Genomic DNA, 24559 nt, shown 5'->3' on the forward strand with positions numbered 1-24559 from the left:
CCCGCCCTTTTTTTGTCCAAGCCCCCTATGCAAAGCAGCAGTACCCTTTTTCCCGTGGCCTTGCTCAGTGCCGAACGCCGCGGTGACCTCAGTGAGGACGTCTATCGGATCAAGGCTGGCAACAGCCCGGATCCCAGTGTCGAGCTGGCTGTGACCCGCCTGGGGCTGGCTGATCTGGGCCAGCCCCAGGGCGTGCCGGTCATTCTCCTGCACGGCAGTTTCTCCAACCGGCGCTTCTGGTTTTCGCCCAAGGGCATTGGTTTGGGTGCCCATTTGGCGCGCGCCGGTTTCGATGTATGGATCCCGGAAATGCGTGGCCACGGCCTGTCGCCGCGCAACCGCACCTGGCGTCATAACCGGGTAGCCGATTACGCTCGCTACGATCTGCCGGTGATTGGTGCGTTCGTTCAGGAAAAGACCGGGCAGGCACCGCACTGGATTGGCCACTCTCTGGGGGGCACCACCTTGGCTGCGGCCCTGGGTGGTGGCTATCTCGACACGAAACGGGTCGCCAGCGCGGCGTTCTTCGGCACCCAGGTCAGCCGCATCTACTGGCCTCTGAAGGTACCGCCAGTGGCCTGGAGTGGGCGCTTGCTGCTCAAGCGTTTCGCGCATCTGTCCGGCACGCGGCTAAAGCGCGGGCCCGAGGACGAGCCGATCGGCCTGGCCTTGGAAAGCCTGCGCTGGCACGGGCTGTTCGGCCGCTTCGGTGACAAGGAGCGAGATTGGTGGGCGGGGCTCGCCGAGGTCGATGTGCCCGTGCTGGCGGTGGCTGGCGCGGGGGACCATCAGGACCCGGTCTGGGCCTGCCGCAAGCTGTTCATGCAATTGGGCGGCGAGCGCAAGCAATTTCTGCGGCTGGGTCGCGAGGAGGGCTTCGAGGCCTTCGGCCATGTCGACATGCTGGTCAGCAAGGCGGCGCAGCAGCAAGTTTGGCCTTTGGTCGAGTCCTGGCTGAGAGATCCGTCCGCGCCGGTAGCGGGCGCGACAGGGTCGGAACAGACGCAAAAAGCCTGACTGATCGGTCTTGGATGACTCGGAGACGTTACCCGGTGTAGCCTTGGGCTCAAACCTTGTTTTCGTTGTGACTGACAGGAGTTTCCCATGCAGCATTACGTAACGCCCGACCTGTGCGACGCCTACCCGGACCTGGTCCAGGTGCTGGAGCCGATGTTCAGCAATTTCGGTGGTCGCGACTCCTTCGGAGGCCAAATCGTCACCATCAAGTGCTTCGAGGATAACTCGCTGGTCAAGGAGCAGGTCGAGCTCGATGGCAAGGGCAAGGTCCTGGTGGTCGATGGCGGCGGCTCCCTGCGCCGTGCGCTGCTGGGCGACATGCTCGCCGAGAAGGCAGCGAAGAATGGTTGGGAAGGGTTGGTGATCTACGGCTGCGTTCGCGATGTGGATGTGCTCGCACAGACCGACGTCGGCGTGCAGGCCCTGGCCAGCCATCCGCTGAAGACCGACAAGCGTGGCATCGGTGACCTCGATGTCGCGGTGACCTTCGCTGGCGTGACCTTCCGTCCTGGCGAATACATCTATGCCGACAACAATGGCGTCATCGTTTCGCCAAGCCCGCTGAAGATGCCGGAGTAACGCGCAACAGCGCTGATGGAGCAGGAATGTTCGAGGAAGACAACGCGCAGTGGGGGCTGGTGCATGCTCTGGTGCTCGATGGTAAAGGCGGCGCGCGTACGATTGCCCGGACTGAATTGGATGACTTGCGGCTGCAGCCGGAGCAGAGCCTCTGGCTGCATTGGGATCGCAGCCACCCACAGACCCGCAGCTGGCTGCAGCGTGACAGTGGGTTGAGTGAATTCGCCTGCGAGTTGCTGTTGGAGGAGAACACCCGGCCACGCCTGCTGCCATTGGCGGACGAGCAGATGCTGCTGTTCTTGCGTGGGGTCAACCTCAATCCTGGTGCCGAGCCTGAGGACATGGTCTCGGTACGTATTTTCGCCGAAGCCCGGCGGGTCATTTCGTTGCGCCTGCGGCCGTTGCGTGCCAGTGACGAGATACTGCAGCAACTGGCCGAGGGGCGGGGACCGAAGACGGCTTCCGAGCTGCTGCTGGTCATGGGCGAGCGGTTGACCGAGAAGGTCCAGGCACTGGTCAGCGATCTCTCGGAAGTGGTCGATCTTGAAGAAGAGAAGGTGGAATCCGACGAACGGTATGCTCCGGAACAGGGCAGCCTACAGCAGATTCGCCGCCGCGCCGCCGGCCTGCGCCGCTTCCTGGCACCCCAACGGGACATCTATGCCCAGCTTGCGCGCAACAAGTGGAGCTGGTTCGCCGACAATGACGTCGATTACTGGAACGAGTTGCACAACAGCCTGATCCGCTACCTCGAAGAGCTGGAACTGACCCGCGAGCGTGCGGCGCTGGTGCTGGAGAGCGAAGACCGCCGGCGCAGCGAGCGCATGAACCGGATCATGTACCGCTTCGGCATCATCACCTGCATTTTCCTGCCCATGAGCTTCGTCACTGGCCTGTTGGGCATCAACGTGGGTGGTATTCCCGGGGCTGACAACCCTTACGGCTTTCTGTTCGCCAGCCTGTTCGTGCTTACCCTGGCCTTGGGCCAGTGGTGGCTGTTCCGGCGTTTGCGTTGGGCGTGAGGTCGTGATGTTCCATAGCGCTCCCATGAGCGGCAAGGCCGTTGTGCCTCCAGCATCCTGGAGTCATTTTGAAACAAACGTCCCAATGACGTATGTGACCCATCGCCCGGCGCCCTCGTCTTTGACTGATATTGCGCGAGGTGCCTATGCACGATCCGTTTGAAGAATCCCTGCGGGACCTGCTCAAGGCGTCGCCGTCCGGCAAGGACCGTGACGATGCCGCCTGCCTGGGCCGGGTCCTGAAAACCGCCAACCGCCAGGTCGGCGCGGGCGATCTGTTCACTCTGCTGGGCCGCTGGAGCCAGGCACTGATGATCGCCGTGAACAATGGCTCGGCGCATGTCGCGCCGGTGCGCCGCAAACCTGCCGCAGGCAAAGCTGATAAGGCCGATTGAATATGGAACTCGATCTCTGGACCCAGAGCCTGGTCACCGCCATGACCGCCCTATGGACCAAAGTGGCGAACTTCATCCCCAACCTGTTCGGTGCCCTGGTAGTGGTGCTACTCGGGTTCGTGGTCGCCAAGCTACTCGATACCCTGCTGTCCAAGCTGCTCGCCAAGCTTGGCCTGGACCGCCTGATGAGCGGCACAGGGCTGACCAAGATGCTTGGCCGGGTCGGCATCCAGGTGCCGATCTCTACCCTGATCGGCAAGATCGTCTACTGGTTCGTACTGCTGATCTTCCTGGTGTCGGCGGCCGAGTCGCTGGGCCTGGAACGTGTTTCGGCCACCCTCGACATGCTCGCCCTGTACCTACCCAAGGTTTTCGGCGCTGCGTTGGTGCTGCTCGCGGGCGTGCTGCTGGCGCAACTGGTCAATGGCCTGGTGCGGGGGGCTGCGGAAGGCATTGGCCTGGAATATGCGGCGGGGGTAGGGCGTATTGCTCAGGGCCTGGTCATCCTCATCAGTATTTCTGTGGCGATCAGCCAGCTCGAAGTCAAGACAGATCTCCTCAACCATGTGATCGTCATCGGCCTGATTACCGTTGGTCTGGCCGTTGCCCTGGCCATGGGCCTGGGCAGCCGCGAAATCGCCGGGCAGATCCTGGCCGGAATCTATGTCCGGGAGCTTTACGAGGTGGGCCAGCACGTGCGGATTGGTGAGGTCGAAGGGCATATCGAGGAGATCGGCACCGTTAAGACGACGCTGTTGACCGATGATGGCGAACTAGTGTCGCTGTCCAATCGAATGCTTCTCGAGCAGCGAGTCAGTAGCCGCTAACCGCACAAAAGCTGTTAATGTATGCCGCCGCAAAATTGGCCCCGGGTGGGGCATGCGGCGACATTGACCTGACTGTCGGCCAGATTCGTTTTGAATAAAGTTCACTCGCTGCCCATGCGCTATGACCCACGCGAGCTCACTGACGAGGAGTTGGTGGCGCGTTCGCATGAGGAGCTGTTTCATGTTACCCGCGCCTATGAGGAGCTCATGCGGCGCTACCAGCGGACCCTGTTCAACGTTTGTGCACGTTATCTAGGGAACGACCGGGATGCTGATGATGTCTGTCAGGAGGTGATGCTGAAGGTGTTGTACGGGTTGAAGAACTTCGAAGGTAAATCCAAGTTCAAGACCTGGCTTTACAGCATTACCTACAACGAGTGCATTACCCAGTACCGCAAGGAGCGGCGCAAGCGCCGGTTGATGGATGCCCTGAGTCTGGACCCTGTTGAAGAGGCTTCGGAAGACAAGGCGCCAAAGGCCGAAGAGAAAGGCGGGCTGGATAAATGGCTGGTGCATGTGAACCCGATAGATCGCGAAATTCTGGTGCTACGATTTGTCGCAGAACTGGAATTCCAAGAGATCGCCGACATCATGCACATGGGCTTGAGCGCAACGAAAATGCGCTACAAGCGTGCGCTCGACAAGCTACGTGAGAAATTTGCAGGGTTGGCTGAAACTTAGTGGCCCTCAAATATCTCTAACGAACCGGCGAGTTCTGCTAAACTTGCCGTCGAGTTGTCCCCCAGGATGTTGGTGGGACTGCTTAACTATCACCAGATGGGGATTTAACGGATGAAATTGAAAAACACCTTGGGCTTGGCCATTGGTTCTCTTGTTGCCGCTACTTCGATGGGCGTGCTGGCACAAGGCCAAGGCGCGGTCGAAACCGAGATTTTCTACAAGAAGGAGTATTTTGACAGTCAGCGCGACTTCAAAAACGACGGTAACCTTCTCGGTGGTTCGATTGGCTACTTCCTGACCGACGACGTCGAACTGCGCCTGGGCTACGACGAAGTGTTCAACGCTCGTGGCAAAGACGGCAAGAACATCCTGGGCTCCAACACCGCCCTGGACGCCGTTTACCACTTCAACAACCCGTACGATGCAATTCGTCCGTACGTTTCCGCTGGTTTCTCGCACCAGAGCATTCGTCAGACCGGTCGTGGCGGTCGTGACCACTCCACCTTCGCCAACATCGGCGCTGGCGCCAAGTGGTACATCACCGACATGTTCTACGCCCGTGCTGGCGTCGAAGCTCAGTACAACATCGACCAAGGTGACACCGAGTGGGCTCCTAGCGTCGGTATCGGCCTGAACTTCGGCGGTAGCCCGAAGCAAGCTGAAGTCGCTCCTGCTCCAGTTGCCGAAGTCTGCGCCGACAGCGACAACGACGGCGTCTGCGACAACGTCGACAAGTGCCCTGACACCCCGGCCAACGTTACCGTTGATGCCGACGGCTGCCCGGCTGTCGCTGAAGTCGTACGTGTCGAGCTGGACGTGAAGTTCGACTTCGACAAGGCTGTCGTCAAGCCGAACAGCTACGGCGACATCCAGAACCTGGCTGACTTCATGAAGCAGTACCCACAAACCACCACTACTGTTGAAGGTCACACCGACTCCGTTGGTCCTGACGCTTACAACCAGAAGCTGTCCGAGCGTCGTGCAAACGCCGTTAAGCAGGTTCTGACCGAGCAGTATGGTGTTGAGTCCAGCCGTGTTGATTCGGTTGGCTACGGCGAGACCCGTCCGGTTGCTGACAACGCCACCGAAGAAGGCCGCGCCATCAACCGTCGCGTTGAAGCGCAAGTAGAAGCCCAGGCCGAGTAATTGGTTTGACGCTTCACGAAAAACCCGGCCTCGGCCGGGTTTTTCTTTGTCTGGGATCTGCCCGATGGGCTTGTGTCGAAGCGGCCTAGCCTGCCATTGCTTGCAGATCCAGTGCCTGCTCCGCCAGCGCCCCCACCACCTCGCCTATCACCAAAATCGCCGGGCTGCGCAAGCCGAACGCCTTGGCATCCGCCTCTATCCGCTGTAACTGGCTACGGCATTCACGTTGCTCTGGCAGCGAGGCGTTCTCGATCATGGCTACCGGTGTGCACGGTGACATCCCGCCCTCGAGCAAGCCCCGCCGGATGCTGTCCAGCCGCGCCACCCCCATGTACAGCACCAGTGTCGTTCCGCCCTGAACCAGCCCTGCCCAGTTCAGTTCGCTGTCATCCTGGGTGTGCGCCGTCACCAGGGTCACGCCTCGGCTGACACCGCGCAAGGTCAGCGCAATGCCGCACTGGGTAGCCCCGGCCAGGCCGGCGGTGATGCCGTTGACCACCTCCACCTCGACACCGTGGCCCTGTAGCCATACAGCCTCTTCACCGCCACGCCCGAAAATGCATGGATCACCACCCTTGAGTCGGACCACGCAGCGGCCCTGACGGGCATGGCGCAGCATCAGGCGCTGGATAAAGGCTTGGGGTGTGGAGCGGCAACCGCCGCGCTTGCCTACCGGAATGACCCGCGCCTGAGGGCAGTGTTCGAGTACCTGCGGGTTGACCAGGTCGTCGATCAGTACGACCTGGGCTTGGCCCAGGGCCCGCACGGCTTTGAGGGTCAGGAGTTCAGGGTCGCCGGGGCCTGCACCGACCAGCCAGACTTTCGCGTTCATTGGGTTCTCCTCATCGGCATGACTTGGCTCAGCCTTTGAGTAAGGCGAGCAACAGCACCAGGTTGAGCAATAGGGACAGCAGGGCCAGGCCCCGCCAGACTTTCAAGGGTTCACGTTCCAGCAAGGGGCGAGGGCGGAGGCTGATTTCCTGGCGATCGCCTTGTTCAAGCAGCAGCAGCCATTGTTCGGCGGTCTCGAAGCGCTGCTGTGGGTCGACGGCCAATGCTTGTTCCAGGTTGCGTTGCAGCCATTCGGGCAGGTCCGGACGGTAGCGCGCCGCACTGGTCGGTATGCCGAAGCGCGGGTGCTGGAAGGCTTCGATCTCGCCGTAGGGATAGTGACCTGTCAGCAGGTAATACAGGGTGACGCCCACGGCATAGAGGTCTTGTCGAGGGCTGGGCGGCTGTCCCTCGAAGGCTTCGGGGGCAATGAAAGAGGGCGTCCCCGGCAAATCGTGGGGCTGGTCTTCGCACAGGCCCGGGCAGTAGGCCAGGCCGAAGTCGAGCAGGCGCAGTTGGCCATCGTTGCCCAAGTGCAGGTTCTGCGGCTTGATGTCGCGGTGCACCAGGTTGCGCCGGTGCAGTACACCCACCGCCTGCAACAATTGGCGTGCCAGTTCCAGCCATTGCGCCAGGGGCAAGGGGCCTTGACTGCTGAACAGCGCTGCCAGGCTCTGCCCGGGGTATTCACGCATCACGTAGTACAGGTGCTGGCGCTGGCTGGCCGGATGCACTTCCGGGAAGTGGCGCCCGGCAACCCGGCGCAGGAACCATTCTTCCATCAGCAGCCCCTGCAAGGCGCCAGCTTCCTGTTCGCGCGCTGCGGGCAGTGTTTTCAGCAGCCAGGTTTGCTGCTGGTTGTCGCGGACCCGGTAGAGCAAGGATTGCCGGCTCTGGGCCGAGACTGATTCGACCTGCCAGCCGTCGATCGATTGGCCACAGCGCAGTAGCGCCGGTACTGGCCATTGCTGCAGTTGTGCCAGGGTATCGCCCAGGTTGGCCGGGCCGAGCTGATCGATACGCACCAGCAGGGCACTGGCATTGTCCTGGCTACCGCTGTGGTGAGCGGCGCTGACCAGGGTACTGGCGGCGTCTTGCAGATCGGTTTGTTCACGCAGCACTGACTGGATCTGCTGGTCGCTGAGGCTGGCCCAGACCCCGTCGCTGAGTAGCAGGAAGCACTCGCCGGCCTTCAGTTCGCCTTCCAGGTAGTCGACCAGCAGGTGTTGATCCAGGCCCAGGGCGCGCTTGAGCACGTGCTGCATACCTGGCTGGTCCCAGACATGGTCCTCGCTCAGGCACAGCAGTTGCCCGTTGGACCAGCGATAGGCGCGGCAGTCGCCGACATGCGCCAGGGTGAAGCGGCGGCCGCGCATGACCAGGGCACTGAGTGTCGTCAGCAGTGGCTGCCCGGCACCTTGCGCGCGCAGCCAGCGGTTCTGCGCCAGCAGCAGGCGGTCCAGGGCCTGGGCCACGCCCCAGGTAGCTGGGGTGGCGTAGTAATCCAGGGCCAGCGCCTGCAGGCTGGCCCGTGCTGCGAGCCCGCCATCGGCACATTGACTGACACCGTCGGCGAGGGCGAACAGGTAGCCCTTGGTGGCGGCCAGCTCCGGCGCCGGAGTGACCAGGCGCAGAGCGTCCTGGTTCTCCGCGCGCGGCCCGGTAGCGCTGGCTTGGGCGAAGCTCAGCTGCAGGCTCATGGGGGGCTCAGACCCGCGCCGCCGTCACGGCTGCCGAGCCCCAGGTGGTGCGCCAGCGCTGCTTGACCCCATGCAGGCCGAACCAGGCCAGCAGACCAAGGCTGGCGAACAGCCACAGGCCCATCTGGTAGTCACCGGTGTGCTGCTTGATGGTGCCCAGCCCGGCTGCCAGCAGGAAGCCGCCAATGCCGCCGGCCATGCCGATCAGGCCGGTCATCACGCCGATTTCCTGGCGGAAGCGCTGTGGCACCAACTGGAACACTGCGCCATTGCCGGCGCCCAGGCCAAGCATGGCACTGACGAACAAGGCCAGGGCCGCCGCCGCGCTGGGCAGGTTGAAGCCGACTGCGGCGATGCAGATGGCCGCAACGCTGTACATCGCCAGTAGGGTGCGGATGCCACCGAAGCGGTCGGCCAGGGCACCGCCGAGAGGACGCATCAGGCTGCCGGCGAAGACGCAGGCGGCGGTGTAGTAGCCGGCGGTGACCGGGTTCAGGCCGTACTGGTCGCTGAAGTAGCCGGGCAGGGCGCTGGCCAGGCCGATGAAGCCGCCGAAGGTCACGCTGTAGAAAAACATGAACCACCAGCTGTCACGGTCGCCGAGGGCCTTGAGGTAGTCGGCCATGGCCTTGGGGCTGGGGCGCTGGGGAGCGTTGCGAGCCAGCAGGGCGAACAGCACCAGAGTCAGCGACAGCGGGATCAGGGCGAAGCCGAATACATTGCTCCAACCAAAGCCTGCCGCCAGCGCAGGAGCCAGCAGGGCGGCGAATACGGTCCCGGAGTTGCCGGCACCGGCGATACCCATGGCCTTGCCCTGGTGCTGTGGTGGATACCATTGCGATGCCAGGGGCAGGGACACGGCGAACGACGCCCCGGCAACACCGAGGAACACTCCCAGCAGCAGGGCTTGCTCATACGTATGGATACCCAGGTGCCAGGCACAGAACAGCGCGACGATCACGATCACCTGGCCGATCAGGCCGGCGGTCTTGGGTGACAGGCGATCGACCAGCAGGCCCATGACGAAGCGCAGGATAGCGCCAGCCAGGATCGGCGTGGCGACCATCAGGCCCCGTTGTTGGGTGGTCAACTGCAGATCGCTGGCGATCTGCACTGCCAAGGGGCCGAGCAGGTACCAGACCATGAAGCTCAGGTCGAAATACAGGAAGGCGGCAAACAGGGTGGGCACATGGCCGGATTTCCAGAAGCTCGTACTCATCGAACACCTCGCTCAGCATGCAACGGAAGTCACGCCCTGTCTTTCGCAGGGCCGGAACGAAAAAACGCCGCTGCCCGGCCCACGGGTGTGGGAGGGCGAGCGACGTCTTTGTCGTGATGGGGGCAACCGCCGTTGGCTACCTGTAGCGAATCAACAGCAAGAGTCGGGCCAGTTGTTGATCAACCGAGCAAGTCGTGCATGGCGATGATCTGTTCGGCCACTTGGACCAGCTTCTGCTGCCGGCTCATGGCCTGGCGGCGCATCAAGGTGTAGGCCTGCTCTTCGTTGCAATCCTTCATCTTCATCAGCAACCCCTTGGCCTGCTCGATGCGTTTGCGCTCGGCCAGTTGCTGGTCACGTGCCTGCAGTTGGGCCTTGAGCGCCTGGTCGCTCTCGAAACGGGCCATGGCCACGTCGAGGATCGGTTGCAGGCGTGAGGCCTGGATGCCTTCGATGATGTAGGCACTGACTCCGGCCTGGATCGCCTGGCGCATCACCCCAGGGTCATGTTCGTCGGTGAACAGCACGATAGGCCGTGGTCGGTCGCGGCTGACCAACACCACCTGTTCCATCACGTCACGGTCCGGTGACTCGGTATCGATCAGGATCACGTCCGGACGCACCGTTTCGACGCAAGCCGGCAGGTCGATGGTCAGCCCGTCGGCCTCAATGACTTCGAAGCCTGCCTCCCTTAACGCTGCCTTGAGGCGGCCGACCTTCTTTTCCGTGTCGTCGATCAGCAGGATGCGCAGCATGCTCATGCCCTCTCAAAGGCCGACACGGGCGGTCGGCTGGTCATTCAGGGCGTGCAGACGGAAGCTGCGCGCATAACCATGAGGGTCGCTGCCATCCCAGCGGCTGCCGTCGATCAGCAAACTGCTGCGCATGGGCAGGTCGGCGCAGGGTACGTCAAGGGCGCTGGCGGCCTCTCGGTACAGGGCCAGTTGCTGGACTTGGCGGGCAACGCCGAGGTAGTCGGGGTCTTCGCGCAGCAGGCCCCAGCGGCGGAACTGGGTCATGAACCACATACCGTCGGACAGGTAGGGCAGGTTCGCCCGGCCCTGGTCATGGAAGCGCAGGGCATGGCGATCCTGCCAGCGATTGCCCAGGCCGTCCTGATAGTCACCCAGCAGGCGTGGTTCAATGCTGCTTGCAGGGGTGTCGAGGTAGGCTGTGCCGCTTAGCAGATGGGCGGTGCTGCGGCGGTTTTCCTGGCTCTGCTCAATGAAACGGCTGGCCGCGAGGATCGCCATGACCAGCGCCCGTGCGCTGTTGGGGTACTGTTCGACGAAGGCGCGGGCACAACCCAGGACCTTTTCCGGGTGGTCCGGCCAGATCGACTGGCTGGTGGCCAGGGTGAAGCCCTGGCCCTGGGCCACGGCGTCGGCCGCCCAGGGCTCGCCGACGCAGAAGCCATCGATGCGCCCGGCCTGCAAGTGAGCGACCATTTGAGCCGGTGGCACCACCACGCTGTCGACATCGTGCAGAGGATGGATGCCCTGGCTGGCCAGCCAGTAGTACAACCACATGGCGTGGGTACCGGTGGGGAAGGTCTGGGCGAAGGTCAGGCGTGTGCCATTCTGGTGCGCCAGGCGCGCCAGTGCCTCGGGGTTGGTCACACCCTTGCGTTGCAGGGCTGGCGACAGGTTGATGGCCTGGGCGTTCTGGTTCAGGCCCATGAGCACGGCCATGTCGGTAGCGGGCACACCGCCGATGCCCAGGTGTACGGCATAGATCAGGCCGTAGAGGCTATGGGCGGCATCCAGCTCGCCGCTGACCAGCTTGTCGCGCAGACCGGCCCAGGAGCCCTGGCGCTTGAGGTTCAGGGTCAGTCCATAGGGTTGGGCGAAGCCCTGGGTGGCAGCAACCACTACCGAGGCGCAGTCGGTAAGGGCCATGAAGCCGATGTTCAGGGTGGGTTTCTCCGGCGCGTCGCTGCCGTTGACCCAGGCCAGTGGCATTGCCGGGGGTGCTGTATTCACGAATGTCCTCGCCTGTGCTGGATAGGCTATGTAGCAAGGACGTAGCAACCCATATGCCAAGGCCCTGTCGCCGAGGCGGCGCGATGGCTATAATCGCCCCCTCACTCACGTCGAGTCTTGCCCGCCCATGTATACCCTGGCCCGCCAGTTGCTGTTCAAGCTTTCCCCGGAAACCTCCCACGACCTGTCCCTGGACCTGATCGGCGCCGGTGGCCGCCTCGGTCTGAACGGCGTGCTGTGCAAGCGGCCTGCCGCTCTGCCGGTCACGGTCATGGGCTTGAACTTCGCCAACCCGGTCGGCCTGGCCGCAGGTCTGGACAAGAACGGCGCGGCCATCGACGGTTTCGCCCAACTGGGGTTCGGCTTCGTCGAGATCGGTACCGTGACGCCGCGTCCCCAGCCGGGCAATCCCAAGCCTCGGCTGTTCCGCTTGCCTGAGGCCGAGGCGATCATCAATCGCATGGGTTTCAACAACCTGGGCGTCGACCATCTGCTGGCGCGGGTGCGTGCGGCCCGTTACGAAGGCATCCTTGGTATCAACATCGGCAAGAACTTCGACACCCCGGTCGAGCGCGCGGTGGACGACTACCTGATCTGCCTGGAGAAGGTCTACGACCAGGCCAGCTACGTCACGGTCAACGTCAGCTCGCCCAACACACCGGGCCTGCGCAGCCTGCAGTTCGGTGACTCGCTCAAGCAACTGCTCGATGCCCTGGCGGTCCGTCGCGAACAACTGGCCACCGAGCATGGCAAGCGTGTGCCTCTGGCCATCAAGATCGCCCCGGATATGACTGACGAGGAAACCGCCTTGGTAGCCTCGGCATTGCTAGAGTCGGGAATGGACGCGGTGATCGCCACCAACACTACCTTGGGCCGCGAAGGTGTCGAGGGGTTGTTGCATGGTGACGAGGCGGGCGGTCTGTCGGGCGCGCCGGTGCTCGAGAAGAGCACCCACACGGTCAAGGTGCTGGCTGGCGAACTGGCTGGCAAGCTGCCGATCATCGCGGCAGGCGGGATCACCGAGGGCCGTCATGCGGCGCAGAAGATCGCCGCCGGTGCCAGCCTGGTGCAGATCTACTCGGGCTTCATCTACAAGGGGCCGGCGCTGATTCGTGAGGCGGTCGACGCCATCGCCGCCATGCCTCGTTGAGCGCCGGGTACAAGAACCGGGCATAAAAAAAGGGCCCCCTGAAGGGGCCCCTGGGCCTCAGCCCGCCGCCCGGATGGGGCGTGCATGGTGACTGGAATCAGATCCTCGTTCAGCCAACGGCGTGATTTTCGTTGAGTCTATGAATGCCCGCGGTGCCGGTCATACCGTCCCAGTTGTCGCCGCGTCCTTCGCGCCAGCCATTGATCCATGCCTGGCGAACAGACGGTAGATTAAAAGGGCAAAGCTCGCGGGATTTGCCGGTGACCCCATATTGGTAGCCACGTGAATATGCTCTTTCCAACGGATCACGCTTAAGTCTTCTCATAGGGTGTTGCCCTCACTTGTTGACTGTAATGTCCCGTCGGCCTCCTGGAGGCCGGGCAGAATCGTTCTGCCGGTGTTCGCTCGCTGCCGGCGTGGCGAGCGGATGTGTTGCCCCGTTGCGGTGACAACCTGATACGAGTTCTAACCAATGCAGGTCACAGTGTGAATGATCGTTTTGTCATAAGGACGTAACCTTTGTGCGGGTCAAAGGATAAGTAAATAAATGAGTCGCAACTCGGTTTGATCCAAACCCCGCTATGATCAGGGTTTACTCAAGGTTTGCAGTCATTTGGCCATGGCGCCGGATGAAGGCAGTAACAAGCAGTAATGCGACGAAGGGTCACATTGGCGCCCTTGCCGCTGGAAATTTTCATTCTGCTCGGTGATCAAAGCCTCTTTGCCATGTGCAAAAAAGGGCGGATCGATCGGGCGGCCCGGCATGCCTGGAAAGCCAGGGATGCCACTCGTACGCCTGTTGGAAGGGCATGCGAGCAAACATCGGCAGGGCGATGCGTTGCCCTGTCACTCTAATATGCCCAAGGCTCTGGATTGCTCATGTCGGATCGTTTCGAACTCTACCTCACCTGCCCCAAGGGCCTGGAAGGCCTGCTCGCTGAAGAAGCCCGCGGCCTCGGCCTTGAGGAGGTGCGTGAACACACCTCCGCCATTCGTGGCTCGGCCGACATGGAAACCGCCTACCGGCTGTGCCTTTGGTCGCGCCTGGGCAACCGGGTACTGCTGGTGCTCAAGCGCTTCAACATGAAGAATGCCGACGATCTGTATGACGGTGTGCATGATGTCGACTGGCAGGACCACCTGGCGGCCGATGGCACGCTGGCGGTGGAGTTCAGTGGCCACGGCTCGGGCATCGACAACACTCATTTCGGTGCCTTGAAAGTCAAGGACGCCATTGTCGACAAACTGCGCAACCGCGACGGCCAGCGCCCCTCGGTGGACAAGCTCAACCCGGACCTGCGTGTGCACCTGCGCCTGGACCGTGGCGAAGCGATCCTCTCCCTGGACCTGTCCGGACACAGCCTGCATCAGCGTGGTTACCGCCTGCAGCAAGGCGCTGCGCCGCTGAAGGAAAACCTGGCGGCAGCGGTGCTGATCCGCGCCGGCTGGCCACGGATCGCCGCTGAGGGCGGTGCCCTGGCCGACCCCATGTGTGGTGTGGGCACTTTCCTGGTGGAAGCGGCGATGATCGCCGCCGATATCGCTCCCAACCTCAAGCGTGAGCGCTGGGGCTTCAGCGTCTGGCTCGGGCACGTGCCGGCGTTGTGGCGCAAAGTGCATGACGAAGCCCTGGCCCGGGCACAGGCGGGCCTGGCCAAACCACCGCTGTGGATTCGCGGTTATGAAGCCGACCCGCGCCTGATCCAGCCTGGCCGCAATAACGTCGAGCGGGCCGGCCTGGGTGACTGGGTGAAGATCTACCAAGGTGAGGTCGGCACCTTCGAGCCGCGTCCGGACCAGAACCAGAAGGGCCTGGTGATCTGCAACCCACCCTATGGCGAGCGTCTGGGCGATGAAGCCAGCCTGCTCTACCTCTACCAGAATCTCGGCGAACGCCTGCGCCAGGCCTGCCTGAACTGGGAGGCCGCGGTATTCACCGGCGCGCCCGAGCTGGGCAAGCGCATGGGCATCCGTAGCCACAAGCAGTACGCCTTTTGGAACGGCGCACTGCCCTGCAAACTGCTGCTGATCAAGGTCAGCCCCGACCAGTTCGTCACCGGCGAGCGCCGTCAGCCCGAGCGCGATACCGAGCAAGCCCCGCGTCCTGCGGCAGTGGCCAGCGAGCCGGCACGCCTGAGCGAAGGTGCGCAGATGTTTGCCAACCGCCTGCAGAAGAACCTCAAGCAGTTGGGCAAGTGGGCCAGGCGCGAGCAGGTCAGTTGCTACCGCTTGTACGATGCCGACATGCCCGAGTACGCCCTGGCGGTCGATCTCTACGAAGACTGGGTGCATGTGCAGGAATACGCCGCGCCACGCTCAGTGGATCCGGAAAAGGCCCAGGCACGCCTGTTCGATGCCTTGGCGGCGATCCCCCAGGCCCTGGGCATTGATCAGAACCGCGTGGTGCTCAAGCGCCGCGAACGCCAGAGCGGTACCCGCCAGTATGAACGCCAGGGTAGCCAAGGGCAGTTCCTTGAGGTCAACGAAGGTGGCGTCAAGCTGCTGGTCAACCTCACCGACTATCTGGACACCGGCTTGTTCCTCGATCACCGGCCCATGCGCCTGCGCATTCAGCGCGAGGCGGCGGGCAAGCGTTTCCTCAACCTGTTCTGCTACACCGCCACGGCCAGTGTGCACGCGGCCAAGGGCGGTGCTCGCACCACTACCAGCGTCGACCTGTCGAAGACCTACCTGGATTGGGCACGGCGCAACTTGGCGCTCAACGGCTTCTCCGACAAGAACCGCCTGGAGCAGGGCGATGTGATGGCATGGCTGCAGGACTGCCGCGAGAGTTACGAGCTGATCTTCATCGACCCGCCCACCTTCTCCAATTCCAAGCGTATGGAAGGCGTGTTCGACGTCCAGCGCGACCATGTCGAGCTGCTCGACCTTGCCATGGCACGCCTGGCACCTGGTGGGGTGTTGTACTTCTCCAACAATTTCCGCAAGTTCCAGCTCGATGAGCATCTGACCGAGCGCTATGCCGTGGAGGAGATCAGCGCCCAGACACTCGATCCGGACTTTGCCCGTAACAACCGGATCCACAGGGCTTGGCGTTTGCAGTTGCGCTGAGCCGACGAGGTCGCATTGCGGCGCTGATGGCTAATAGCTATAACTCAGACCAGGGCCGAGAAAAATCGCAGGACGCTGACCTGGTGAGAGTGATCTATGTCACATGGCGTTCATACGAAGATGCTTGGCTTCTTCAGCGAGGACTTGTCGCCTTGGGTTGTGGCGCTGGTAGCGTTGGCTACCGGCGGCCTGCTCACGGGCGTGCTGGCCTTGGCCACCCATGTGCTTTACCAGCAGCAATTGCAGCAGCGTTTCGAGCTGTTGGCCAAGGAGCGCTACAGCCGCATCGAGGAGCGTTTCGAGGATCAGGAACAGCGCCTGGACAGCCTGCGGCGCTTTTTCACCTACGCCACTGAAATCACCCCCGGTGAGTTCGACGGCTACGCGCGGCCGTTACTACACCGCAGCCTGGCCTACTCCTGGGCGCCACGGGTTGAGGCGGCGCAGCGTGCCGATTTCGAGCGCAGGGCTTCGCAATGGATGGGCCAGCCGTACCAGATCCGCGATCAGGACCTCCAGGGAGACTGGCACGTGGCACCAGCGCGGGATCATTACTATCCGGTGCTCTATACCCAGGCGGTGCGCCTCAAGGGCCAGCCCTACGGCCTCGACTTGCGCGCCCAGCCCTTGCGCGAAGCGACCCTGGCGCGGGCCAGCAGCCCCGGCAGCATGGCTGTCTCGGCGCCGCTGAACCTGGTCAATGTCGAGCCGGCCTATGCGCGGGGCCTGTTGATGGTGGCGCCAGTATTCGCCGCAGGCGCGTCGGCCGGCGGGCCGAGCGGCTATGTCATGGCGGTGCTGAGCATGCGTCAGTTGATGGCGGAAGGCTTGCCGTCGCCTGTGGACGACAACCTGTCGGTGCGCATCCTCGACCTGTCCGGGGAGGACGGGCCCGAAGTGCTTTTCGAGACGCAGAACAATGTCGCGCCGGTGGCGCTCTCCAGCAGCCATTTGCTGGGGTTGGCCGATCATGATTATCGCCTCGATATTCGTCCTAGCCTGGCTTTCCTCCAGGCCAATCATTCTTCGGCGGTGCCCGCAGTGGCGCTGCTCGGCGGCCTGCTCAGCCTGTTGCTCAGCGCCTTGCTCTACAGTCTTTTCAGCCAGCGGCAGCGTGCGTTGACCCTGGTCGAGCAACGTACGGCCGAACTGCGCGTCAGCGAACAATCCCTGCGGGAAACCCACAACCAGTTGCGCAGCGTGCTCGATGCCGCGACCCAGGTGGCTATCATCGCCACCAGCCTCAAAGGGGTGATCAGCACCTTCAATGCTGGTGCCGAGCGCATGCTCGGCTACCACGCCGACGAAGCCATAGGACACCTGACCTTGGAGAGTCTGGTGCAGCCCGAGGAGCTGCAGCAGCGCGCACGCACCCTGAGCCAGCGCTATGCAAGAGAGATCAGCGCTGCCCAGGCGATGTACGCCGAAACGGTCCAGGGTAGCGCAGGCGAGCCAGGCGAATGGACCCTGGTCCGCAAAGATGGCAGCCGCTTGCTGGCCAATATGCTAGTGACCGCCGTGCTCGATGAGCAGGGGCTGTGGGTTGGACACCTGGCGATCTGCATCGACGTCACCGAGCGTCGGCGGGTGCACGAGGCGCTGGCGGCCCGTGACCGGTTACTGGAGAAACTCAGTGCTGAAGTCCCGGGTGGCATCTACCAGTACCGGCTGGATGCCGATGGGCATTCCTGTTTCAGCTACGCCAGTGAGGGCCTGCGCGAAATCTACGAGATCGACCCTGACCTGTTGCGCCAGGATGCCACAGCGGTATTCGAGCGTATCCACCCTGACGACTTGGCGCGGGTACGCAGTTCGATCCGTTATTCGGCACAACACCTGACACCTTGGCGCGAGGAGTACAGGGTGCAGTTGCCCGAAGCTGGTTTGCGCTGGGTGCGTGGCGAGGCCACTCCGGAGCCGGGCGAGGACGGTTGTACCGTCTGGCACGGTTACCTGACGGACATTTCCGATCTCAAACGGGTGGAAGAAGAACTGCGGGCCCTTTCAGTCACCGATGCCCTGACCGGCATCCACAACCGCCGGTATTTCCAGGAGAGGCTCAAGGGCGAGTTGGAGCGGGCCCAGCGTGATGAGCTGGATCTGGCGGTGATCATGCTGGATATCGACCATTTCAAACGGATCAATGATCAGTTCGGACATGCGGTGGGCGACCATGTTTTGCGCAGCCTGTGCCAGCGCATCGGCCATCGGCTGCGGCGTACCGATGTGTTCTGCCGGCTCGGTGGCGAAGAGTTCATGGTGCTCTGTCCGGGGAGCACTACCGATCAAGCACGGTCCCTGGCCCTGGAGCTCTGGCAGAGTGTGCGCAATGTGCCTGTCGAGGGTGTCGGCCGGGTGACGGCCAGCTTCGGGGTGGCTGGCTGGCGGCCGGGGGAGGGGGCCGATGCCTTGCTGTTGCGGGCGGATGCGGGGGTGTACGCGGCGAAACAGGCAGGCAGGGATCGGGTTGAAGTGGAGCTGGCGTGAGGGCGTTGCCTTGCGGTCGACGCTATAGGTGTAGGAACCAGCGTCAGCTGACGCTGGCTCCTACCTCGAAACCGAAACCCCTGTTCAGGGCGCCGAAGATGCCGTGCTGTTCACCAGCTTGGGCTGGCGGTAGAGGTCCAGCAGCACCTGGTCGAGCACAGCGGCGGCTCCCCATGGCTTGGGATCGTTGAGGATCGCCGCCACCGCCCAGGTGGTGCCGTTGCTGTCACGGCTGTAGCCGGCGATGGCTCGCACGGTGTTGAGGGTGCCGGTCTTGATGTGCGCCTCGCCGGTCATGGCGGTGCGGCTGAGGCGCCTGCGCATAGTGCCGTCCATCCCCGCCAGCGGCATGGAACTGATGAATTCGGCGGAGTAAGGGCTCTTCCAGGCGGCTTGCAACAGGGCGGCCATTTCACGGGTGCTGACCCGTTCGGCACGGGACAGGCCGGAGCCGTTTTCCATCACCAGGTGCGGCGCGGTGATGCCTTTCTTCGCCAGCCACTGACGCACCACGCGCTGTGCGGCACGGGCGTCATCGCCATCGACATCGGTACGGAACTGCGCGCCCAGGCTGAGGAATAGCTGCTGGGCCATGGTGTTGTTGCTGTATTTGTTGATGTCGCGGATGACCTCCACCAGGTCCGGCGAGAAGGCGCGGGCCAGCAGGCGAGCGCCTTTGGGCACGTTCTCGATGCGGTCGCGGCCCTGGATGGTGCCGCCCAGTTCGCTCCAGATCGCCCGTACCGCGCCGGCGGCGTAGGTTGGATGATCGAGCAGGGCCAGGTAGGTTTGCGAATTGCAGCCATCGCCCAACTGTCCGCTGACCACTACGCTGACGCCGTTGGGCTGGACAATCGGGTTGTAACGCACTTCGCCCGTGCATTGCCTGGAGGCCACGGCCTTGACCTGGTTGTCGATGCGGATGTTGGCGATCGGTGGCTCGACCGAGACCAGCACCTTGCCGCCATCGTTGCGGGCGACGAAGCGCAGGGCCTTGAGGTTGACCAGCAAGGAGTCGGGCTTGACCAGGAATGGCTTGTTCTCGTCGCCGCCGTCATCGTTGAACTGTGGCAGGTTGGGCTGGACGAAGTGGCTGCGGTCCAGTACCAGGTCGCCGGTGATGGTGCGCACGCCATTGGCGCGCAGGTCTCGCATCAGCAGCCAGAGTTTTTCCATGTTCAACTTGGGGTCGCCGCCACCCTTGAGGTACAGGTTGCCATTGAGCACGCCGTTGCTCAGGGGGCCGTCGCTGTAGAACTCGGTTTTCCACTGGTGAGTGGGGCCAAGCAGTTCCAGGGCGGCGTAGGTGGTGACCAACTTCATGGTCGAGGCCGGATTGACCGAAACGTCGGCATTGTAGACGGTGGGTGTGCCCGGGCCATTGAGGGGCAGCATCACCAGCGACAGGGCCGAGTTCTGGAGCTTGTTGACCTTGAGCGCCTGTTGCACCTTGGGCGACAGGGTCGTGTTGACGGTGGCGGCCTGGCTGGGCATGGCCAGTGGTAGGAGCAGGCCTGTGAGCAGGAGGGAACGGAGCGATTTGATCATAGGTGCTGGAACCCTGCGGACGAGGGGTGGAAAAACGGGGCTATACGGGATGGTGGCCCCCTAGGAAAAAATATAGCGCGCATTATGCCCCAAGCGTGGGTGCCATGCGTCACGTTCGACGGAAAAGCCCGGGATTTACCCGTATTAGTCCGGCAGTCGGTCGGTGAAACTGCTAAAGTGCCGCGCGTTATTACTCAAGAGGATTGTTTCATGGCTACCAACCGTTCCCGTCGTCTGCGCAAGAAGCTCTGCGTGGATGAATTCCAGGTTTTGCTAATTAGCAAAAAATAGTGGTTTGGTTGTCAAAAATCTTCTCTTATCTGCGTCCGAATTCCTGTTCCTCTCATGCCGTATCCCCTGACGGCAGTCGCCAGCAACCTCTCCCTCGCGCCTCTCTCATTCCTCGCTGATCCCCTGGCTTGACGCCACGAGATGGCCTTGAGATTTCTGATCACCCATAAAAAAACCACCTCGAAAGGTGGTCTTTTCACAAGCCAGCAGTTACGCACTGCAGCTAAGCGCGATCACTTTGCAGCGTTGACCGGCTTCTCGGGGTACCAGGCGTCGAGCAGAGGGCTGACTTCAACCTTGGTCACTTCGCTACGGCCTTTGAGCCATGCTTCGACAGCTGCGCGTTGCTCTTCGGTAACCGAGCCGCGTTCTGCCTTGCAAACCAGGCCGAAATCTTCGCCGCCGACATAGTCCAGGCCATTGGCGTCCATGGCTTCGGTCAGGAAGTCATCGAGGAATGCATCGACTGCCTCATCATCCAGATCTTCCTTAAATTCCAGGTTCAGCTCAAAGCCCAATTCCTGAAACTCGTCCACACAAAGCTTTTTGCGAAGACGACGGGAGCGGTTAGTGGCCATCAAAAAATCCTCTAAGTAATTACGGCGCGCAGTCTATCAGTTAACCCGTTCAAATGCCTGCTTTGTCCGATCAGCCGAGGTCTCAAGGCGGCGTTCAAGGTCGAGTGGCGATCGGGCCACTGGCGACTGGAGAGAAGCCTCGGGCAGGATCCAGAGCTACAAGCGCCGCTCCAGAGTCAAGTCTGGCGAGGTTGCCCAGGGGGGAAGGGGGCTAAACAATCTCTTCGAGTGCGCGTGCCTCTCGTCTTTCCGGAGAGTGCTGCAGGGCGCGGATTGGGTTTGGATGAGGAGCCATGACGGCCCTGTAATAGCCATTCTAGAGCCATTCGTGCCTTGACGCATGCAGCCGAGAGTCAACAGAATGGCTGACTGCCACATGGCTCTTGAACAGGAACGTGTCGTTTGTCATCGTCAATCGTTATCCCGCCTAAATCTGAGCTCGGCTCAGCCAGCGACACCCACGCGACTCAATCCCGTTCGGACTCGCAAGCTCTCTACCCTGATCCTGCACGCGTCCCGCCATACATCTCTGCTGTTGAAGCTTCCTCGTTCGAGGGGAAGTCGCTGGGCCAAGTCCCCGTGGAGATCATTCCGATGACTGCCGAGCATGCTGCGTGGTGGCACAGCACGATGCAGCCCATGATTAAGGCGCATTTCCGGACGGCCACTGATACCACCCCAGAAAGTGCCAGTAAGAAAATCCGTGCTGACTTTGATTGGAACTGGAGCACGAACTTTTGGTTGCTTGATGTTCACAACCAAGGCCATTTGAGCACGCGCTATGCACACCCGGCGTTTGGCCTCGCGATGGTCGCCCGTAATCAGCTGGGGGAGATTGTGCCCGTGGGTATGATGACCCTGGTGCCGCGTTACTTTTGTAATTCAGACCGGCTTGGTTCGAAAACTTACACCTGGTTTGTTTCCTCGGCACCTCCATGCTTTTACGAGGAGTACTTCGAGGAGCTGAAGCTGGAAGGGGTTGGTAAGGCTCTGTTCGACGCGGCGATCATTGCCTCATATCGAGCAGGCTTGGATGGTTCGTTGCTCCTGCACGCTGATCCCGAGGGGGCAAAGGCCTTACACGCCTTTATCTAGAGCTCGGCTTCAGATCGCTCAAATATAAGTTTGCGCCAATCACTCTCTATCGCTGGCGGAAGCGGAAGGAATACATGTTGCTTCAGGCTAAGGGGGCGGCGCAGATCGTCAAGGAAAGCGATCCATACCGTCGCGCAAGCTACGTTCCTGACTAGGAGCACGAGCAACATAGAGTCGGCCATCTGAGACGCTGGCAGGAATTGCAGTCTGCCTCTTTACGTCGGATAGATGGCGCGTGCTAGGCTGAAAGCAAGACCGGAGAAGAATTGATGAACAGCGCTGACGAAAGCATGACTCTTCTTGCCAAAGCTGCGAAGCTGGCACTGAAGAAGGAATTTGATATTGGCAGTATTGAGGGCCTTGAGCAGCTCCGTGAGTTTGCACGAGATCTCGCCGCTCGCCCTGATTCGTCTGAGACTGAGCGCGTGTTTCAGGTCGTGGCAGATCTGAAGGGTACACGTGAGCCTCAGCTCAAGGTTACGAAGGGATCGGCTCCACGCGTCATTCAATTGAATATCCCTGAAGCGAAACGGGTTCTCAAGAAAGGTCGTGGTTACTCCCGGGCTTCTAGCCTTGATCATAATAATGAGTTCTAAGCGAAGTTTTGCTACCCATTTTTCGCTTGAGTGAATTGCGTCACTGGGGTGATGCTCAGCCTCGTTGAAGGGGCTGGGTCACCCACCGTTAGGCGACGAACCGGTGGAGAGCTTCTCCATCGGTTTTGCTTCATGGGGGCACCCGTCTGAGGCCAATAACTTAGCTCGCGGTCGTTCATGGCAATCCGCAACCCCCGCTGCCCATCGGAAAGTGACTTTCCAAGACGCTTACGTCGGAATGCTCACTGACTCCAGCAAACTCCGCTGCCCGTCCGTGTCAATCTTGCCTGGCCTTCGTTCGATTCCGCCTACCTGACATTCTCACGAGTACGATTACTAAGGCGCCTAGAGTGAAACCCTTTCCAACTGCGGAGCGACATGGGTGTTCCAAACCCGCTGCAGCGGCAGGCACACCAGGTAGTACATGAGCCAGCAGGCATAGATGCTGGAGTGCAGGTAGCACGCGCTGGATGGCAGTTTGCCGTGTGCTATCAGGTGGCGTAGGCACGGGCCACCCTTGAGATTGAAGAGCAGGTCAATCGTATAGATCAGGTCGATGCCAAAAATCGACTCCAACTGCTCTCGTCGGGTACCCAGCAGCGCACTCAGCGACCGGTCTTCTTGCAGTAATTCCTCGTTCAGCTTCGATGTGTCGATCCCAGCGTCATTGAGCACGTGGCGTAGCGAGTTTTCGAGCTGCGGGAACAGCAGGTGACAGGCGGACATCATGTCGCCCTGAAGGAAGCGCGCGAGCCCCAAGGCATAGATGTCCTCGAATCCAGACGGCACGAAGGGGCTAGCTGACACGATGGCCCTCAGGTGCCGATCGTCGACAGCAAATTTGGTCATGAGGGTTCGGGCTGCTGGCTTAATTCGGCTTTCAACCCACATTTGGTAATGGATGTCCAAGTAGCGAAGGCTCTCATGGTCATACCATTCAGGTGGTGGCGTTTCGTTGAGATTGACGGTCGGTGCTTGTGTGATAACCCGACCCAGGGCATCGGTGTAGATTTGTCCGTTGAAGAGGTCGGACAGGAATGAGTCGCTACGGCCACGGATGATGTCCGTGTGCAGCGCCATTTTCTCTGGTACCTCGCAGATCCGGGCAAATGTGTAGAAGAATTCTGGAAGCGTCAGATCCTTGAAGATATTGATGGTGCCTTGGCGCTCCTCGCTCAAATCCATCGGGATCTGGAAGGAGGAGAACTCGTGAGCAGCCTGCGCTTGCAGCTCCAGCAACTCGGCCTTCAACGCTTCCAGTTCTGCTTGCATGCCTGGAATAGCCCGAAGCTCCCCTATGGCATCTCGCGTCCAGCTGGCTCTTGCCATAAAGCTGTCTACGCCTTCTCGCATCCTGAGCGTCTGCTCGATCGACTTTAACTTGCAGCGCTTGAAGCCAGTGTGATCCTTGGACTGATGATGGGCGAGGGCGGCAAGCTCCCACACTACTTTGACGGCCATGGCGTATTCGCCGGCAGCGGTGGCGTTTGCCGACTTCTCCGCATCCTGCGCAACTTGCGCCCATTCAATCAGGTTGAAGGACTGGCCTAGCCGGGCCAATCGATCAAACGATGTGAAGCACCGCAGTTTCTGGGCATGGGTGTATAGACGGTTCCATGTTGTGATCACGGTCTCGGGCGGTGATTTTCGCTTGCCTGTGCTGGCTACGATGTGGAAAGCCCTTTCGATCAGATCGACGACTTTGGAGGACAGCCCAGAGGGGGGCTCATACCTGAACGAGAGCTTGTCGTCCAAGTAGAACTCGATCGTTTGACAGTAGGAAGTGATCGCCAAGCCGGCGCTTCGATGCAGGTTTCGATGGTTGTACCAAGCCACATCTGCCACCCGAGCTCGCAGCAGGGGGTGGTCGATTATTTCGGCGATTGTGGCGAGCGCCTGGCTCTGCTCTCCAGCGATATCGGCAGGGATTGGCGTGCGCATGCCGCCACTGATTAACCTCGGGCCGAAGGCATCTTGGCGATCTACGGAGAAATGGTATGAGCACACCACCATGAGCACTCTGTAAGCCCGGTAGCCGCTGTGGTTCTTGTTCGCCAGTGCCTGTCGGGAGCGTGCGCTCAGTTCAGAGTCGAACGAGTAGAAGTCGAGCGTATCCACGGTCTCCAGCAGCCGATTGATCTCGGTATGCTGGAAATCGTCGACAGAAGCAAATTCCAGTCGGGAGCGATCTGGTTCGTTATCGATGATCGTTGTCGGTGCCGCAGGCGCTTCCAGAACCGGCGCCATGCCCGTCGCAATGTCTGAGTCCTGGCCGGCTCCTCGTGCCCCGTCCTGATCTTCGGATGGCATGATCTGCTCGCTCATTCCCTCTCCCCGCACTGG

At 61.5% G+C, this 24559-nt stretch carries 21 protein-coding genes and 1 pseudogene; 13 read left to right on the forward strand and 9 right to left on the reverse strand.

Translation table 11 applies throughout. The features are described 5' to 3' along the window. Positions 1 to 27 precede the first annotated feature (27 nt). The 7 genes from ACYU03_RS08505 to ACYU03_RS08535 all read left to right on the forward strand — a co-directional run bounded on the left by ACYU03_RS08505 (position 28) and on the right by ACYU03_RS08535 (position 5667). Complete coding sequence (locus tag ACYU03_RS08505; protein ID WP_461889715.1) at positions 28 to 1017, forward strand: alpha/beta fold hydrolase; 990 nt, start codon at positions 28 to 30, stop codon at positions 1015 to 1017. Positions 1018 to 1104: 87 nt separating this feature from the next. Then, positions 1105 to 1596: a ribonuclease E activity regulator RraA gene (rraA, locus tag ACYU03_RS08510; RefSeq protein WP_461889717.1), complete on the forward strand. Its 492-nt coding sequence runs from the start codon at positions 1105 to 1107 to the stop codon at positions 1594 to 1596. 26 nt (positions 1597 to 1622) lie between these two features. Next, entirely contained in the window at positions 1623 to 2618 is a 996-nt protein-coding gene (locus tag ACYU03_RS08515; RefSeq protein WP_461889719.1) for a zinc transporter ZntB, read from the forward strand. Between the two features lie 146 nt (positions 2619 to 2764). Beyond that, entirely contained in the window at positions 2765 to 3013 is a 249-nt protein-coding gene (locus ACYU03_RS08520) for a CrfX protein (RefSeq protein WP_461889721.1), read from the forward strand. Between the two features lie 2 nt (positions 3014 to 3015). After that, positions 3016 to 3840 (forward strand): mechanosensitive ion channel family protein, encoded by an 825-nt coding sequence (locus ACYU03_RS08525; RefSeq protein WP_461889723.1) that lies wholly within the window; start codon positions 3016 to 3018, stop codon positions 3838 to 3840. A gap of 114 nt (positions 3841 to 3954) precedes the next feature. Next, on the forward strand, positions 3955 to 4521 hold the full coding sequence (sigX, locus tag ACYU03_RS08530) for an RNA polymerase sigma factor SigX (protein WP_461891422.1): 567 nt from the start codon (positions 3955 to 3957) through the stop codon (positions 4519 to 4521). 111 nt (positions 4522 to 4632) lie between these two features. Continuing rightward, positions 4633 to 5667, forward strand: coding sequence for an OmpA family protein (locus tag ACYU03_RS08535; protein WP_461889725.1), 1035 nt, complete (start codon positions 4633 to 4635; stop codon positions 5665 to 5667). A gap of 85 nt (positions 5668 to 5752) precedes the next feature. Here the strand turns inward: ACYU03_RS08535 and cobA are convergent, their stop codons facing one another. From cobA to ACYU03_RS08560, 5 genes are all read right to left on the reverse strand, one after another. After that, complete coding sequence (cobA, locus tag ACYU03_RS08540) at positions 5753 to 6499, reverse strand: uroporphyrinogen-III C-methyltransferase (RefSeq protein ID WP_461889727.1); 747 nt, start codon at positions 6497 to 6499, stop codon at positions 5753 to 5755. A gap of 28 nt (positions 6500 to 6527) precedes the next feature. Continuing rightward, entirely contained in the window at positions 6528 to 8198 is a 1671-nt protein-coding gene (locus ACYU03_RS08545; protein WP_461889729.1) for a protein kinase domain-containing protein, read from the reverse strand. Positions 8199 to 8205: 7 nt separating this feature from the next. Continuing rightward, the gene (locus ACYU03_RS08550) at positions 8206 to 9417 is read right to left on the reverse strand and encodes a nitrate/nitrite transporter (protein ID WP_461889732.1); all 1212 of its coding nucleotides are present in this window, start codon (positions 9415 to 9417) and stop codon (positions 8206 to 8208) included. A 179-nt stretch (positions 9418 to 9596) separates the two neighbouring features. After that, positions 9597 to 10172: an ANTAR domain-containing response regulator gene (locus ACYU03_RS08555; protein ID WP_461891423.1), complete on the reverse strand. Its 576-nt coding sequence runs from the start codon at positions 10170 to 10172 to the stop codon at positions 9597 to 9599. Between the two features lie 12 nt (positions 10173 to 10184). Further along, on the reverse strand, positions 10185 to 11399 hold the full coding sequence (locus tag ACYU03_RS08560; protein WP_461889734.1) for a CmpA/NrtA family ABC transporter substrate-binding protein: 1215 nt from the start codon (positions 11397 to 11399) through the stop codon (positions 10185 to 10187). Positions 11400 to 11526: 127 nt separating this feature from the next. Between ACYU03_RS08560 and ACYU03_RS08565 the strand changes: the two genes are divergently transcribed. Beyond that, entirely contained in the window at positions 11527 to 12549 is a 1023-nt protein-coding gene (locus tag ACYU03_RS08565) for a quinone-dependent dihydroorotate dehydrogenase (RefSeq protein WP_461889736.1), read from the forward strand. Positions 12550 to 12658: 109 nt separating this feature from the next. Here ACYU03_RS08565 and rmf read toward each other — a convergent pair whose 3' ends face one another. Beyond that, positions 12659 to 12874, reverse strand: a complete 216-nt coding sequence (rmf, locus tag ACYU03_RS08570; RefSeq protein WP_003248687.1) for a ribosome modulation factor — start codon at positions 12872 to 12874, stop codon at positions 12659 to 12661. Between the two features lie 554 nt (positions 12875 to 13428). Between rmf and rlmKL the strand changes: the two genes are divergently transcribed. Further along, positions 13429 to 15621, forward strand: coding sequence for a bifunctional 23S rRNA (guanine(2069)-N(7))-methyltransferase RlmK/23S rRNA (guanine(2445)-N(2))-methyltransferase RlmL (rlmKL, locus tag ACYU03_RS08575; RefSeq protein WP_461889739.1), 2193 nt, complete (start codon positions 13429 to 13431; stop codon positions 15619 to 15621). 96 nt (positions 15622 to 15717) lie between these two features. Next, positions 15718 to 18108, forward strand: coding sequence for a sensor domain-containing diguanylate cyclase (locus ACYU03_RS08580; protein ID WP_461889741.1), 2391 nt, complete (start codon positions 15718 to 15720; stop codon positions 18106 to 18108). 84 nt (positions 18109 to 18192) lie between these two features. Here ACYU03_RS08580 and dacB read toward each other — a convergent pair whose 3' ends face one another. Next, complete coding sequence (gene dacB / locus ACYU03_RS08585; protein ID WP_461889743.1) at positions 18193 to 19656, reverse strand: D-alanyl-D-alanine carboxypeptidase/D-alanyl-D-alanine endopeptidase; 1464 nt, start codon at positions 19654 to 19656, stop codon at positions 18193 to 18195. A gap of 210 nt (positions 19657 to 19866) precedes the next feature. Here dacB and ACYU03_RS08590 point away from each other — a divergent pair. Beyond that, positions 19867 to 19929, forward strand: a pseudogene (locus ACYU03_RS08590) (hypothetical protein); the annotation flags it as partial. A 251-nt stretch (positions 19930 to 20180) separates the two neighbouring features. Here the strand turns inward: ACYU03_RS08590 and ACYU03_RS08595 are convergent. Next, positions 20181 to 20525, reverse strand: a complete 345-nt coding sequence (locus tag ACYU03_RS08595; protein WP_016393045.1) for a YggL 50S ribosome-binding family protein — start codon at positions 20523 to 20525, stop codon at positions 20181 to 20183. A 594-nt stretch (positions 20526 to 21119) separates the two neighbouring features. On the opposite strand from ACYU03_RS08595, the gene ACYU03_RS08600 reads away from it, so the two are divergent. Next, positions 21120 to 21620, forward strand: coding sequence for a hypothetical protein (locus ACYU03_RS08600; RefSeq protein ID WP_461889746.1), 501 nt, complete (start codon positions 21120 to 21122; stop codon positions 21618 to 21620). A gap of 269 nt (positions 21621 to 21889) precedes the next feature. Next, on the forward strand, positions 21890 to 22216 hold the full coding sequence (locus ACYU03_RS08605; protein WP_461889748.1) for a hypothetical protein: 327 nt from the start codon (positions 21890 to 21892) through the stop codon (positions 22214 to 22216). 345 nt (positions 22217 to 22561) lie between these two features. Here the strand turns inward: ACYU03_RS08605 and ACYU03_RS08610 are convergent, their stop codons facing one another. Continuing rightward, positions 22562 to 24541, reverse strand: a complete 1980-nt coding sequence (locus ACYU03_RS08610) for a DUF4209 domain-containing protein (protein ID WP_461889750.1) — start codon at positions 24539 to 24541, stop codon at positions 22562 to 22564. Between the last annotated feature and the right edge of the window lie 18 nt (positions 24542 to 24559).

It is taken from the genome of Pseudomonas sp. X10, assembly GCF_054889225.1.